General features: G+C 41.3%; 14 protein-coding genes. 7 read left to right on the forward strand and 7 right to left on the reverse strand.

Translation table 11 applies throughout. The features are described from left to right. Window positions 1–335: 335 nt before the first annotated feature. The 3 genes from FTV37_RS15435 to FTV37_RS15445 form a co-directional block, all read right to left on the reverse strand. Complete coding sequence (locus FTV37_RS15435) at window positions 336–1,574, reverse strand: CaiB/BaiF CoA-transferase family protein (RefSeq protein ID WP_180064224.1); 1,239 nt, start codon at window positions 1,572–1,574, stop codon at window positions 336–338. 50 nt (window positions 1,575–1,624) lie between these two features. Then, window positions 1,625–3,052 carry an MFS transporter gene (locus FTV37_RS15440; protein ID WP_180064225.1) on the reverse strand — a complete coding sequence of 476 codons (1,428 nt, stop codon included), beginning with the start codon at window positions 3,050–3,052 and terminating at the stop codon, window positions 1,625–1,627. Between the two features lie 209 nt (window positions 3,053–3,261). Further along, a complete protein-coding gene (locus FTV37_RS15445) occupies window positions 3,262–4,482 on the reverse strand; it encodes an acyl-CoA dehydrogenase (RefSeq protein ID WP_180064226.1) in 1,221 nt (406 codons plus the stop codon). A 246-nt stretch (window positions 4,483–4,728) separates the two neighbouring features. On the opposite strand from FTV37_RS15445, the gene FTV37_RS15450 reads away from it, so the two are divergent. From FTV37_RS15450 to FTV37_RS15480, 7 genes are all read left to right on the forward strand, one after another. After that, complete coding sequence (locus tag FTV37_RS15450) at window positions 4,729–5,664, forward strand: LysR substrate-binding domain-containing protein (protein ID WP_180064227.1); 936 nt, start codon at window positions 4,729–4,731, stop codon at window positions 5,662–5,664. A gap of 104 nt (window positions 5,665–5,768) precedes the next feature. Beyond that, entirely contained in the window at window positions 5,769–6,470 is a 702-nt protein-coding gene (locus FTV37_RS15455) for an NAD-dependent deacylase (RefSeq protein ID WP_180064228.1), read from the forward strand. Between the two features lie 188 nt (window positions 6,471–6,658). Further along, window positions 6,659–7,603 (forward strand): ABC transporter permease, encoded by a 945-nt coding sequence (locus FTV37_RS15460; protein WP_180064229.1) that lies wholly within the window; start codon window positions 6,659–6,661, stop codon window positions 7,601–7,603. Then, window positions 7,603–8,484, forward strand: a complete 882-nt coding sequence (locus FTV37_RS15465) for an ABC transporter ATP-binding protein (RefSeq protein ID WP_180064230.1) — start codon at window positions 7,603–7,605, stop codon at window positions 8,482–8,484. The genes FTV37_RS15460 and FTV37_RS15465 overlap by 1 nt, the downstream gene beginning before the upstream one ends. A gap of 81 nt (window positions 8,485–8,565) precedes the next feature. Continuing rightward, window positions 8,566–9,582 carry an isopenicillin N synthase family oxygenase gene (locus FTV37_RS15470; RefSeq protein ID WP_180021813.1) on the forward strand — a complete coding sequence of 339 codons (1,017 nt, stop codon included), beginning with the start codon at window positions 8,566–8,568 and terminating at the stop codon, window positions 9,580–9,582. Continuing rightward, window positions 9,579–10,460, forward strand: a complete 882-nt coding sequence (locus FTV37_RS15475) for a hypothetical protein (protein ID WP_180021811.1) — start codon at window positions 9,579–9,581, stop codon at window positions 10,458–10,460. The genes FTV37_RS15470 and FTV37_RS15475 overlap by 4 nt, the downstream gene beginning before the upstream one ends. A gap of 7 nt (window positions 10,461–10,467) precedes the next feature. Continuing rightward, a complete protein-coding gene (locus tag FTV37_RS15480) occupies window positions 10,468–10,797 on the forward strand; it encodes a multidrug efflux SMR transporter (RefSeq protein ID WP_168377505.1) in 330 nt (109 codons plus the stop codon). A gap of 140 nt (window positions 10,798–10,937) precedes the next feature. Here FTV37_RS15480 and FTV37_RS15485 read toward each other — a convergent pair whose 3' ends face one another. From FTV37_RS15485 to FTV37_RS15500, 4 genes are all read right to left on the reverse strand, one after another. After that, the gene (locus FTV37_RS15485; RefSeq protein WP_180064231.1) at window positions 10,938–11,738 is read right to left on the reverse strand and encodes a sulfite exporter TauE/SafE family protein; all 801 of its coding nucleotides are present in this window, start codon (window positions 11,736–11,738) and stop codon (window positions 10,938–10,940) included. Window positions 11,739–11,782: 44 nt separating this feature from the next. Next, entirely contained in the window at window positions 11,783–12,277 is a 495-nt protein-coding gene (locus tag FTV37_RS15490) for a flavin reductase (RefSeq protein WP_180023652.1), read from the reverse strand. Between the two features lie 104 nt (window positions 12,278–12,381). Continuing rightward, window positions 12,382–13,410, reverse strand: a complete 1,029-nt coding sequence (locus FTV37_RS15495; protein WP_180064232.1) for a methionine synthase — start codon at window positions 13,408–13,410, stop codon at window positions 12,382–12,384. Window positions 13,411–13,680: 270 nt separating this feature from the next. Beyond that, window positions 13,681–14,670 carry a putative oxygenase MesX gene (locus FTV37_RS15500; protein WP_180064233.1) on the reverse strand — a complete coding sequence of 330 codons (990 nt, stop codon included), beginning with the start codon at window positions 14,668–14,670 and terminating at the stop codon, window positions 13,681–13,683. Window positions 14,671–15,125: the final 455 nt, after the last annotated feature.

The raw sequence follows: 15,125 nt of genomic DNA on the forward strand, positions 1-15,125 counted from the left end.
GTAACTTGGACCAGTGTTGATCATTTAGCATTGTTCGAGGCATAGCGAGTGTAAAATTGGGTTTGGCGATTTAATTTTACTATCTCGCTATTTTTTTAATCAACAAATGTCAACAGACCCTATTCAAAAAGCAAAAAATAATCATTAATCGGTACTTAAATTGACAATGAAAGCCTCATCTCCGTTTGGGATGAGGAGCATGCTCCGTAAGATTAAGCATAAAACAACCTCTCCCTAACCCTCTCCTGAAAGGAGAGGGAATTTAAAACATGAATTTTAAAAGTTCAAAAAATGATTTATGCACTAGGTCTATTCCAAAATTAAATTAGGGAATTTTAAGCTGCAGGATGACTGAGTTGATCAATGATGCCTTGTGCAGCCAATTCATTTAATTCAGCTTCAGTTCTAAATTGGGACAAAATTTCTGTCGTGTGCTGCCCTAACTGCGGCGGTGCATGACGGTATTCTACAGGCGTATCAGATAATTTCATCGGTGATCCAATCACTTTAAAATCATGATTTAAAGCATGTGGAATATTTACCACCATTTGACGATGTTGAATTTGCGGTTCATTTAATGCGTCTTCTACAGAGTTGATTACACCCACTGGCACTTTTACCGCATGAATCGCATCAACCCAAACTTGAGCATCTTGAGTCAGAAAATAAGCACTCAATAATGGAATTAATTCTTCACGGTGCTTCACTCGATCTTGATTACGTAAATAGTTTGGCTCATCCAACAGCGCTGTATAGCCAATCGCAATACACAAATCTTTAAATTGTTTGTCATTACCACAGGCAATAATAAATTCTTTATCTTTAGCTTTAAAGGTTTGATACGGTACAATATTCGGGTGATTATTTCCCATGCGCTTGGGTGCTTTGCCCGAGGTCAAATAGTTCATACCTTGATTGGCTAGCGCCGCCACCTGTACATCGAGTAATGACATATCAATATATTGACCGCGTCCAGTATGTTGCCGCGCCAACAATGCCGCCTGAATGGCAATGGTTGAGTACAGTCCGGTCTGAATATCGACCACAGCGACCCCCACCTTTTGTGCGCCACCACCGATTACATCATCAGATTCACCAGTAATACTCATCAAACCGGACATACCTTGAATGATAAAGTCATAGCCTGGTTCTTCCGCACGTGGACCATCCTGACCAAAACCTGTAATTGAGCAATATACGATATTTGGATTTAGCGCACTGAGCGATGCATAATCCAAACCATATTTGGCAAGTGAGCCTGCTTTGTAGTTTTCAATCACGACATCTGCCGTTTTAGCAATTTCACGGACTAGCGCTTGCCCTTCTTCACTAGCAATATCAATGGCTACAGAATATTTATTGCGGTTCGCACATTGGTAATAGCCTGATTCTTTCGTCGCTTGACCTTGCTGATTTGGCATCCAAGGTGGTCCCCACATACGTGTATCATCACCCACTTTTGGACGCTCAATTTTGATTACGTCTGCACCTAAATCCGCCAATATTTGACCGCACCAAGGACCTGCCAAAACACGGCTTAAGTCCAATACACGAATTCCTTTTAATGCACCCATAGTTCACTCCAGATGTGCCATAGTATTGAGCTATGGCACAGATTTTTTATTTATTTTACTGTCGCAGTTTTTGCAGATGCTTTTTGTCCTGCATCACCAACATGTGTATCTAAATTTGCCAGTTTTTCTTTTTCCGCATCTGAAGAAAGTGAGGCTTGCTGCGGGTCATATTGGCGTTCGCGAATAAACAAGCCAGGAATAACACCTGCAATAAAGTACGCAGCTCCCATTACAATAAAGGCCATGGTGAACGATCCGCCAGCGGCAATCATACCAATGGTTGCTGGTGCAATGGCTGCGCCCAAACGTCCCATATTGTAAGCCCCGCCAATGGCTGTTCCGCGTACATCCGTAGAGAAACTTTCTGCCATGTAGGTTGCATTTACACCGTATGGAATACCGTATAGGAAACCGAAAGTTACAAGTAAATAGGCGATATTGGCTGGTGTGTTATAGAAAATGATGATTGGTAAGAAGGCTGCCGTGGCTACCGTACCAAACACAAAGGTAATACGACGTCCGAACTTGTCAGCGGCATAGCCGGCTAAAATTTTACCCAGAATCATGGCCGTATATGCACCTACCATATAGCCAGTCATGGCTTTAAAGTTCATGCTGAGTTCGGTTTCTAAATACGTCGGCATCCAGTTGTTGACACCGTAGTAACCGAATTGTAGAAATGCAGCGGTCGACATCCAAAAGAAGAACATTTTACGATGATTGGTATGCCCAAAAATACGTTTATAAATACTTTCAGAAGGTGCATTTTGATTGACTGCAGCATGTTGCTGTACAGGTTCAAGTTTTAATTCACGGCGTTTTAGCTGCTCAATTTTTGCTTCCTGCCAAGATTTTGGTTCAGGAACAAAACGCATAAAGATCAGGGCAAAAGCAGCAGGAATAATGGTGACATAAAATAGCATCCGCCAGCCGTGATCTGGAATAATTGCACCCGCCATCAGCGTTGCAACGATATACCCCACAGTTTGACCGGTTTGCAAAGTCCCAAGTACTGTTGTGCGGTATTTGGTTGGCACATATTCTGCCATGAGCGTATTACACGCCATGTAAAGAGAACCCAGTCCAAAAGCGCCAATAAAACGTAAAATTAAAAATTGTTCATAACTTTGTGTAAAGCCTAAGATACAGGTCATGATTGAGAAAAATACTACCGACCAAGCAATAGTTTTCACACGACCAAATTTATCGCACGCCCATCCACCCGAAATACCACCCAGCGCCATCCCTGCTAAAGAAGAACTACCAAGCATTCCGGCTTGAAATGTACTTAAACCAAATTCAGCCTTTAAACTGGTGAGACTGAATGACAGCAACATGATGTCTACACCATCAATCACCAAGGAAATAAAGGCAAAAATAAAAGCCATTTTCCAAGTGTTGCTGGTAATCCGATGCATCGTGCCCACGTTAGAAGGCAATTTGAGCGTTCCTGCTCCGTTTTGCATTTCGTTATTCATTTCCTTGTTCCTCATTTTCCCAAATGAGTCATCGGCATTCCTATGTCTGCACATTTGCCTTTTTTATTCTTTTTATTTCATCACTGCTCAGGCTATTGCACAGAGTTACAAGAGTGTTTCACGATGAATCCTTTATTGATTAAGTTTATTTTTGCATAAAAAGTCTCTAAGGCACTCTATGCAGAGCGCCCTATTGATATTGAATTCAATTAGTTACTAAAAGCCGCGATGCCTGTTTGCGCACGACCTAAGATCAGTGCATGTACATCATGCGTTCCTTCATACGTGTTGACGACTTCGAGATTGACCAGATGGCGGGCAACACCAAACTCATCAGAAATGCCGTTACCACCCATCATGTCACGCGCAACACGGGCAATATCTAAAGCCTTGCCACAGTTGTTACGTTTAATGAGTGATGTGCCTTCTACAGCAGCAATGCCTTCATCTTTCATACGTCCAAATCGAAGCGCAGCTTGTAGACCCAAGGCAATCTCAGTTTGCATATCTGCAAGTTTCTTTTGAATCAGCTGATTCGCTGCCAATGGTCGGCCAAACTGTTTACGGTCCATAGTATATTGGTGCGCTGTATGCCAGCAGAATTCTGCGGCGCCCATTGCGCCCCAAGCGATACCATAACGAGCACTATTTAGACAGGTAAATGGACCTTTTAAACCACGTACTTCTGGAAAAGCATTCTCTTCAGGGACAAAGACATTGTCCATCACAATTTCACCAGTAATCGATGCACGTAAGCCAACTTTACCGTGAATTGCTGGAGCAGATAGACCGTCCCAGCCTTTTTCCAAAATAAAACCGCGAATGTCACCCACATTACCTTCAGGCGATACTTCTTTCGCCCAAACAACAAACACGTCGGCAATTGGGCTGTTGGTAATCCACATTTTTGCACCCGTGAGACGATAGCCACCTTCGACCTTTTTTGCACGAGTAATCATGCTACCTGGGTCAGAGCCATGATCTGGTTCAGTTAAACCAAAACAGCCAATGTATTCACCTGTTGCCAGTTTTGGTAGGTATTTCTGTTTTTGCTCTTCAGAGCCAAATTCATTAATGGGCACCATCACCAAAGAACTTTGAACGCTGGCCATTGAGCGGTAGCCAGAATCCACATATTCAATTTCACGTGCAACGAGACCATAACTAACATAGTTTAGACCTGCGCCGCCGTATTGCTCTGGAATCGTTGGGCCAAGTAAGCCAAGTTCGCCCATTTCTCGGAAAATAGATGCATCGGTTTTTTCATGGCGGAATTGTTCGAGTACACGTGGCTGTAAACGCTCTTGACAGTATGCATGCGCAGTATCGCGAATCATGCGTTCTTCTTCAGTTAATTGCTGTTCCAAAAGAAACGGATCTTGCCAGTTAAATTGTACTTTTGGTTTTTTTACATTGACCATTTGATTCATCGCATCCTCTGCTTTTTCGGGCTTTCTTTGTTTTATTCGATGCTATGTGTGAAAAGTGATTCATTCAAACGATTAATTTGCATGTAGATATGCGCCTTTCGCATACCTGAGCTTTGTTCACAGCGTGTTAAGCACTTTAGCCACTGATTTAAGCGATGGATTGCTTTATTTATAGACTATAGTGGTATATGAAAATCATTCTTATATGCCATTTTGTGATACCTCTCGATAAAAAGGACTTTATCTATGCGGCGTAATATTCCATCATTGCAAAGCTTAATTTGCTTTGAATCTGCTGCAAAACACGCAAGTTATACGCATGCTTCTCAAGAGTTATTTATTACTCAAAGTGCTGTGTCACGCCAAATTCAACAGCTAGAAGAATATCTAGGTGTAATGCTATTTAGCCGAACGCGTCACGGTGTAGATCTCACTGAAGCAGGCAAACAATATGCAAAAAGTATTAAACCCTTTTTGCAAGGCATCGAAAAAAGCACCTCTGATATCATGACGCACAAAGGCTTAGGCGGTACTTTAAAGCTGGGCGTTGTGCCAACGTTTGCCACACGTTGGCTGTTGCCAAAATTACATAAATTAAATGCGCAACATCCTGAAATTACCGTGCATTTGGAAACCAGTACCAAACCTTTTTTGTTTAATGAAAATGTCTTTGACGCAGCTATTTTTGCAGGAACGCAACAGCAAATTGAGCATTGGCCTGGCATTCAAGCGCATTATTTAATGGATGAAGAAGTGGTTCCCGTTTGTTCACCCAAATTGATTGAAAACAACTTTCCACTTGCGGAAATGACAGATGATCACAGTTTTAATTTAAGCGATGATGAATTGCTTCAATTGCCTTTATTACAGCAAACCACCCGTCCAAGTATTTGGCAAGAATGGTTTCAAGCCCATCAGCTTCAGCATCCCAAACCATTTGATGGTCAGCGACATGAACTATTTTCTATGCTTTCTGTGGCAGCCAGTCATGGCATGGGTATGGCACTGATTCCACAAATGCTGATTGAAGCAGAACTGAGAAAAAAAGAATTGGTGATTGCATCAAATAAAAAATTGCACGGTAGCCGAAAATATTATTTAGTCCACTCGAGCCAAGACAGTTCACCACAAATACAAAAATTTGTCGATTGGGTGCTACAAGAATTGCATCAGCTGAGTTGAAGTAGTCGCTATATTTTGAGTACAGTAAATTCGCTGCATTATTCGTTCAATACATGTAACCGTGCCTAATGGACGCATCAATTAAAATATAAGGCTAAATATCTATGCAAAAAATTGTGGTGTTTTCAGGTGCCGGCATGAGCGCAGAAAGCGGCATCAATACCTTCCGTGACAGTAATGGTCTTTGGGAGCAGCATCGTATTGAAGATGTGGCCACACCTGAAGCTTGGGCACGTGATCCAGCTTTAGTACAGCGTTTTTATAATGAACGCCGTAAACATATTTTAGCCGCAGAGCCAAATACAGCTCATAGATTGATTGCTGAACTCGATGATTTTTTTGATGTTCAAGTTATTACTCAAAATATTGATGATCTACATGAACGTGCAGGCAGTCACAATGTACTGCATCTGCATGGCAATATTCGTTACGCAAAAAGCTCTGGCCCTCAGGCGCAATATACGCAGGAATTGTTTCCCATTGAAGGTGCAGATTTAAACTTAGACACCGACAAATGCCCTGAAGGATATCCTTTACGGCCACATGTAGTCTGGTTTGGCGAAGCAGTTCCTGCCTATGAAGATGCCAGTTTAAGTGTACAAACGGCAGATATTTTTATTGTGATTGGCACGAGTCTGGCTGTCTATCCTGTGGCTGGATTGATTCACGAAATCCCTGCCAACTGCCGTGCATTTTATATCGACCCGAAAGCAGATTATCAGCGTGTACCTGAGAAGTATCAATTGATTAAAGCTGGCGCGAGTGAAGGAATGAAAAAACTTTTTTTGCAATTGGTTGCGCCATAAAAGCACATTTTGGCATCAGTATCGATCAAAAAAACTAATATTGCCTGCTTCTTTTGCAGGCTTTTTGCTGTTTATAGCCTATCTAACTTTGCATAAGGCCAATAAAACACGGCATACAGGCCTTTGGCATTCTAATTGCTTAACAGTATTACGTTTTATTAAAAAAGTAATATTGGGGCTTGGTCAGTATGGGTTATGTCGCAAGAGAGCTCAGTCCGAAAAGCAAGCTATTGCTCGGCTTAGGATCATTTTTAATTCCTGTGCTCATTTGGTGTGCAGTGAGTTATTTGCCATTTTTATGGCATCCGCAGGTGCAAATTACGCAGTCAGGCAGTGTGTTGTATTTTCAGGTCGATAGCCGAGTCGACAAAGCGGTGTTTTATGACGAAGCGCAATCTGCGGTCAATGCTGGTTTAGCACCACCTCAAGGTAAACTGGTCAATCCAATCTATTTACCTGCACCGCACGAAGTAGCAAAAGCATTAGTTACGGCTTTTATAACTCCACCTGCCCAACCTGATGCCCCATGGTTTCATCAAAGCTTATGGCACAGTATTAAAATTGTGTTCAGCGCTTTTTTTATTGCCTCTCTCATCGGTATTCCGCTGGGTATTCTTTGCGGTTTTTCTCAAAAAATATCTCAACTGACCGAACCCTTTGTTGAGTTTTTCCGCTACTTGCCCGCTCCTGCTTTTGGTGCCTTAGCCGTTGCGATTTTAGGCATTAATGATGCACCTAAAATCGCCATTATCGTGATTGGTACGCTGTTTCAGCAAATTCTGATTATTGCCAATACCACACGGATGGTTGACCGAGGCCTGATTGAAGCAGGTTTTACGCTAGGTACCAATAAATTAAAAAGCTTATTTCATGTGGTGATTCCAGCGGCGCTTCCCGACATTTACCGCGACTTACGTGTATTGCTGGGCTGGGCTTGGACTTATCTGATCGTATCTGAACTGATTGGCACAACCTCTGGGATTACGTGGTTTATTACCCAACAAGCGCGTTACCAAAACTTTGACAATGTTTATGCCGCGATCCTCATCATTGGGGTGATTGGTTTGGTATGCGATGTGGTGCTCATGAAACTCGGTCAACGTCTATTTAAATGGAAAGCAGGAGCAAAATAATGAACAGCACAGAGTTTAATGCCAGCACTTATTTCGATGCAATTTATGCACGCCCTGTCATTTTAGAAGCAAAAAAACTCACACAAAGTTTTAAACACGGCAAGACTGAGCGCACTATTTTAAATCAGCTAGATTTAAAGATTCATAAACGTGAATTTATCTGCGTGATTGGCCCATCGGGTTGCGGTAAATCGACCTTTAGCCGAATTGTGGCTGGGCTTGATCCTTACAGTAGCGGTGAATTGCTGGTCGATGGCCAAGCGATTGAAGGCCCAAGCCCTGAGCGTGGCATGGTGTTTCAAGGCTACACGCTTTTTCCATGGAAAACCGTCAAAGAAAATGTGATGTTTGGCCCTTTAATGAAAGGTGCCAGCAATGCTTCGGCCGAATCCAGCGCCCGCGAATGGATTGATATTATTGGTCTAGAAAAATACCAAGATCAGTACCCGCATCAGCTGTCTGGCGGAATGAAACAGCGCGTTGCTATTGCCCGCGCATTGGTCAATGAACCAAAAATATTATTGATGGATGAGCCTTTTGGCGCACTTGACCCGCATACCCGTCAAAAAATGCAAAAGCATTTAATGGATCTATGGCAAAACATTGATATCACCATCATTTTTGTCACACATGATATGGATGAAGCCATTTTATTGGCGGATCGTATTGTGGCGCTCAAAGCCAATCCTGGTGAAATTAAAGAAATAATCGAGGTCGATTTACCCCGTCCTCGTAATCCTGAACTCATGCTGAGTCCTGAATTTAAACAACTGCGCGAACGGGTGGATTTCTTGGTACATGCGCAGGAAGACGAGCTCGACCCAGCGATGGAAAACCTACCGAAAATTCCACGTATGACTCAAGTCAGTACGCAAAAATAACTGGATTAATCCCTCTTCATCTTTAGGACGGCCTAAATGATGTACTACAGCGTTGGACGGCCAACATTATAGGAATTGAAGATGAATGAATCTTATGTTTTGCCACTTGTTGATATTTCAAAAATGCAAAGCACGGTACTGTCAGAACGCTTAGAAGTAGCCTCTGCGTTGGATCAAGCCTGTAAAGATGTTGGTTTTCTATATTTAAAAGGTGATCAGTTCAATTTTGATTTTGCGACATCACTGATTCAGGTGGCAAAGCGCTATTTCCAACAAGATACTGCCAGTAAAATGCAACACTTTATTGGGCTGTCGAAAAATCACAGTGGCTATGTGCCAATTGGTGAAGAACAGTTTGTAGGCAACAGCTATGACTTAAAAGAAGCCTATGACATCAATTATGATTACCACGGCGAAACGACGGCATTTCCCTTGCTGGGCCCTACGTTATGGCCAGATGACGCCACATTTAAGAGTACGGTCTGTGATTATTACTGCCATTTACGCAGTATTAGCGAGCAGATTTTTCAGGCCTTTGCTTTAGCATTGAATGTAGATGAGCATTTTTTTGATTGCAAAATTACCCATCCGACCAGCCAACTGCGTCTAATCCATTATCCCTATAACCCTGAAGTGAAAGATGCCGAAGGTATTGGCGCGCATACAGATTATGAGTGCTTTACACTGCTCTTGCCGACGGCACCAGGTTTACAAGTATTAAATAAACAAGGTGAATGGATGGATATTCCATTGATTGAAAATACTTTGGTGATGAATATTGGCGACATGATGGAAATTTTGTCGAATGGCAAATATTTGGCCACCAAGCACCGTGTTAAAAAAGTCTCTGAAGAGCGCTACTCTTTCCCTCTGTTCTGTGCATGCAATTACGACACGATCATTGAGCCTGTACATTCTACTGAAGCGCCCAAATATCAGCCCCTAATTGGTGGCGAACATTTATTTAATCAAACCGCGCAAACCTTTAGTTATCTCAAAAAACGTATCGCTTCAGGAGAGCTAAGTCTTAGAAATGCTGTGCCATTGTCATCATTTGGTATGGATGAAAATACAGAAGCACAAGGAGCAAGCGCATGAATCTATTTCAGGCTTTAGCACAACTTCCAGCCAGCCAAGAGGTTTCAGGTCCTATTCCAGACTATTTATATGGTGCTTTTCGCCGTAAAAGCATTAGTTTTTCAAATGGTTTGACGGATGAAAAGACCATTGTGTATTGGTTTCAGTCACGTAGTTTCACCATCGATCTACGTTTAAAAAGCCAAGAAAATACGCCAGTGAATGAGCGTCAAGGCTGGATTGGTAACACCCTATGGGATGCTAAACAACAATTATTGTCTTGGGACGTTAAAGCACACTCAAATTATCAAAATCATGTGCAATGGCCAGAACCTGCAAAACTACATGCGATTGGCAACTGTATTTTAGAATTCTCTCCAAGCAATGCGTATGTCGAAGACTGGCGTCAACAAGTGCATGAAGGGTTATTTTTAGGCCTGCGCTTGAAGTCAGCTTTAGATGTAGAAAGCCATCAGCCATTGCAGATGGATGGCGGTTTAATTATTTGTGATAAGCATGTGGCCTTTGCACTGAGTCGTTTACCTACAGATCAGCAAACTGTTGCCAGCATCGATATATCATCTGCACCTACTATGTATGAAACGGTGATTGAAAGCTTTGAAGTATCCATCGCTGTAGATGGTCTGCATAAGCACTATACAACGACTTCATCTCAGCAAGATCAACCACTTAACTTTGATCATTTCAAAGTTATTGATGAAACACATTTAATGCAAAACGTCATTATTAATGGTCAAGCAATACAGCTGATGTTCGAGGTGGATATTTATGTTCCACATTATGCATTTCAGCGTCGCACTGATACCACGACAGAAAGTACAGATTGGTTGCAAAATGAAAAACAGCACCTCTTGTACCATGCCGTAGAATGTCTATAGGAAATCAATGTCGTTTATATATTTGCTCATCGCAATCATTGCTGAAGTGATTGCCACGTCCGCCTTAAAAGCCAGCAATGGCTTTACTGAACTAGTACCGATTATTTTTACCGTATTGGGCTATGCCATTGCACTCTTCTTTTTAGGTTTGACCTTTAAATCGATTCCAATGGGATTGGCCTACGCCATGTGGTCTGCTGCAGGCATTGTACTGATTTCTTGTGTGGGCTGGATTGTGTTTAAACAAAATTTAGACCTGCCTGCCATGATTGGTTTGGCCTTTATTTTATTGGGTATTGTGATTATTAATGTTTTTTCTAAAAGCACAGAGCTTTGAAATGTCAGTTTTAAAATGAAGTTTTTAAATAATATCTCTGAAATTTTAAAGACTTAAATTGCTATAGATAAAAATGCTCTAGCTTGCTGTTGCACACTAGAGCATACGTTTCGAATGAAGCAACTGTGATCAGTCTGCTACTATAAAATGCCTTTCACTAGAAAAAAGCATCCAACAATACATAACAGCACAGCAAAACATTTTTTCAGTACTGCTGGTGAAAGCGCATGCGCAGTTTTCGCGCCATATTTAGCCGTAAAGAAACTCATCACACTAATGCCCAAAAAGGCATAGATATGAATAAAGCCAATGGTATTTGGAATTTCAACATGCTGCTGCATGCCGAAGAACATAAAACCTAATGCGCCAGCAATGGCAATGGGTAAACCACAAGCGGCAGACGTCCCGACCGCTTTTTGCATCACCACGCCATTTGCCGTTAAATACGGCACCGTAATACTGCCGCCGCCAATCCCGAAGATTGCAGATGCAACGCCGATACCCGAACCTGCTGCAATTTGTTTAGCTGTAGATGGTAGTGTTTTATTTGGATGGACTGGCTTTTTTGCTCCCATAAACATGGTATAAGACACCCAAAGTAAAAACACGCCGACAATCATTTGCAGATGTAAACCTGACAGCCAGCCTGCAATCCCTGCGCCTGCAAAACAGCCAATCGCCATAGACGGAGCTAAATTTTTAAATACAGGCCAAATCACAGCACCATTTTTATTGTGCGCCATCAAGGAGCTGATCGATGTCACAACAATCGTAGCCAAAGATGTGCCGAGCGCCAAATGCATAATCACATCGGGACTATAGCCCATTTGGCTAAAAACAATATAGAGCAAAGGCACAATGATAGTACCGCCGCCAACGCCAAACAGCCCCGCAGCAAAACCTGCAAATGCGCCAATAATTAAGAAAGTAATGAGTTCCACGAAATAGATACTTTTAAAGAGATGTATTGAAGAAGTTGACTGGTTTAAGCCAACTCCACTTGACCCACAGCATGATAAGCACGGTTGAAATACACTAAACTTTCTTCCTGCTGACTTTGCTTGATTGCAACCACACGGCACATAAACACACTGTGCGTACCCACTTCTTGAATCTGTTCAATCTGACAGTCAAAACTGACCAAAGCATCTTTTAATATCGGTGAACCTGTTTCTAATACAGTCCAAGAACCCAATTTAAAACGCTCTTCCGAATTGAATTTGCTTGAAGCAAAAGCATTGGAAATTTGCTCATGCTGTGCGCCTAAAACATTGACAGAAAGAACTTTATTTTCAAGAAAATGCGCATGAGAACGAGATGATTGATTCATACAAACCAGCAAAGTTGGCGGTGTATCTGTCACACTGCATACTGCTGATGCTGTAAATCCATGCATGCCTGCTTCACCCTCAGTCGTAATCACGTTGACTGCAGTCGTCAATAAAGACATTGCATTTCTAAAATCAGTTGCTTCAATCATCTCTTCAATCTCAATGGTCTATATGGCTTATCTCTTTCTCAGGTTTGGGCAATAGGGAATTTCATTTCCTTCTTACCCCTACATGAAATTGAGTCAGCTCGAATTTATGCGGTCAATTCTTGGCGAATAATGGCAGCGCCTGCACTTAGCGCATTTAGTTTGCCTTGCGCCACGTGGCGAGGTAAAGGTGCCATACCGCAGTTCGTTGAAGGATATAGCTTGTCGGCATCTACAAATTGCAATGCTTTGCGTAATGTATTAGCTACTTCTTCTGCTGTTTCTACTCGATTGGTTGCAACATCAATTGCGCCAACCATGACTTTTTTGCCGCGGATGAGTTCAATCAAATCCATAGGTACACGAGAGTTTTGGCATTCTAACGAGATGATATCGAGCTTCGATTGCTGTAGTTTCGGGAATGATTCTTCATATTGGCGCCATTCATTACCTAAAGTCTGTTTCCAATCGGTATTGGCTTTAATGCCATAACCATAACAAATATGTACAGCAGTTTCGCATTTTAAACCTTCAAGCGCACGCTCTAAGGTCGCAATACCCCAGTCATTGACTTCATCAAAAAACACGTTAAACGCAGGCTCATCAAATTGAATAATGTCCACGCCTGCCGCTTCAAGCTCTAGCGCTTCTTGATTCAGGATTTTAGCAAATTCCCAAGCTAATTTTTCACGGCTTTTGTAGTGACCATCATACAAAGTATCAATCATCGTCATTGGGCCAGGCAAAGCCCATTTGATCGGCTGATTGGTTTGGCTGCGTAAGAATTTTGCATCATCCACAAAAACTGCTTTCTTACGAGATACTTCACCCACAACTGACGGTACACTTGCATCGTAACGATTACGAATACGCATCGTTTCACGCTTTTCGAAATCTACACCTTCAAGATGTTCAATAAACGTGGTCACAAAATGCTGACGGGTTTGTTCACCATCACTGACAATATCAATGCCTGCATGGATTTGTTCATGCAAAGATAATTTCAACGCATCACGTTTTGCATCTAATAATTCTTCGCCTTCAAGTTTCCATGCTGACCACAGTTTTTCCGGTTCAGCCAGCCAAGATGGTTTAGGTAAGCTGCTAGCAGTTGAAGTTGGAAGTAAAATGGCCATATTCGATCTTCTATCTCTATATTCTAAATTTTGCAAAAACCAAAAAGTTATCAATTGATTATTAAATTCATATTGAAAGTCCCTTCTCCCTATGGGATGAGGAGCATGCTCCGCAAGAGGATGAGGGAGCATTTCATATAAATCCTCTCCCTAACCCTCTCCTTAAAAGGAGAGGGAAATTTCTTTATGAAATAAATATTGATCACAAATTAACTGATGCATGAAACATATTCTTTAAAACAGCTGCTTTAAATCACAAGTGATTTAAAATTAAGCTGCGGCTGCATTTTCAATACTAAAATTAGCCGCCCACTCATTCAGAATGTCTTTATATGGCTGGATAAAGTTCTCTTCCGTCCATTTGCCCTGTTTAACCGCCAACTGACCACGTTCAACACGGTCATACACAATACGGGTTAATGAGTAATCACCGAAACTTAAGCTTGGTTGATACACTAAACCTGCTGTCGCATTGGTATTGTAAATTTCAGGACGGTAGATTTTTTGGAAGCTTTCCATGGTGCTGATCGCGCTGATCAGTTCGAAATCTGTATAGTCGCTCAGCAAGTTATTTGCTGAATAGAATGCCAATGGTGCAGTCGCATTTTCAGGTTTGAAGTAACGAACGCTTAAGCCCATTTTTGCAAAATAATCATCGGTACGTGAATAATCATCATTGGTATATTCCACACCTAAGATCGGATGCACATTTGCAGTACGGTAATAGGTTTTTGTCGTTGAAACACTTAAACAGATGACAGGTTGTTTCTTAAATTCAGCTTTAAATACCTCTGAATTGATCAAATGTTGATATAGCTTGCCATGTAAATCACCAAAATCTTCAGGTTTTTCATTGAACTTACAGCCGAGTGCTGGTAATACCACACTGAAGTCATAGTCACGTACATACGATGAAAAACTGTTGCCGATCATGCCTTCAATGCGTTCATTGGTTTTATGGTCGATGATGGTACTCTTTAAAGTTTCAATAAATGGGAAAGTTTGACCATTGCCTTCCACATCGAGTTCAGCCGAAATGATGTCAATTTCTAGTGAATAACGATCTGCATTTGGGTTGTCACAAGTAGCTAAACTATTGAAACGGTTATTAATCATTGCCAAAGTGCGGCGCAGATTCTCTTCACGGTGTTCACCACGTGCCAAATTGGCAAAGTTCGTTGTTAAACGTGTATTGTCAGCTGGTTTATAGTTTTCATCAAAGCGGATACGTTTGATTGAACATGCAAATTTATGACTCATGGAGATTCACTACCCTAAAATTAAAAATAATCAAAATTTCTGTATGGAGTAATTTATACGTGAAACTTAAGATGAATAAAAATGATTTAACCTCAACTCAAAGTGAGTGAAATTCATGTTTGGTAATTTTATAAGATGAATCTATTTCAATTTAGCTCAATGTGCGCACTTTAAAACTGATCAACCTGTGGAATAAATTTAAATTAATCTTAGGATAAACAACAATTTATAATTTTATTAAATGCATATTCACATCAGCATTCTGTTAATTTTTTTGATGTAAAATGAAGCTGATTGATAAGAATATCCACTTTTAGAATATGGTTATTTATTAGATCTCTTTCATAAATCAAAAAACGATCTTCTTTTTGGTTAATATTTGCACTCCGGATTTCTTAGCATTCGTGCATAATCTGCGGATGAAATACATCGATTCAAACAAGCTTTCTGATCCT

It is taken from the genome of Acinetobacter sp. YH16042 (assembly GCF_013417245.1).
Classification (GTDB): Bacteria; Pseudomonadota; Gammaproteobacteria; order Pseudomonadales; family Moraxellaceae; genus Acinetobacter; species Acinetobacter amyesii.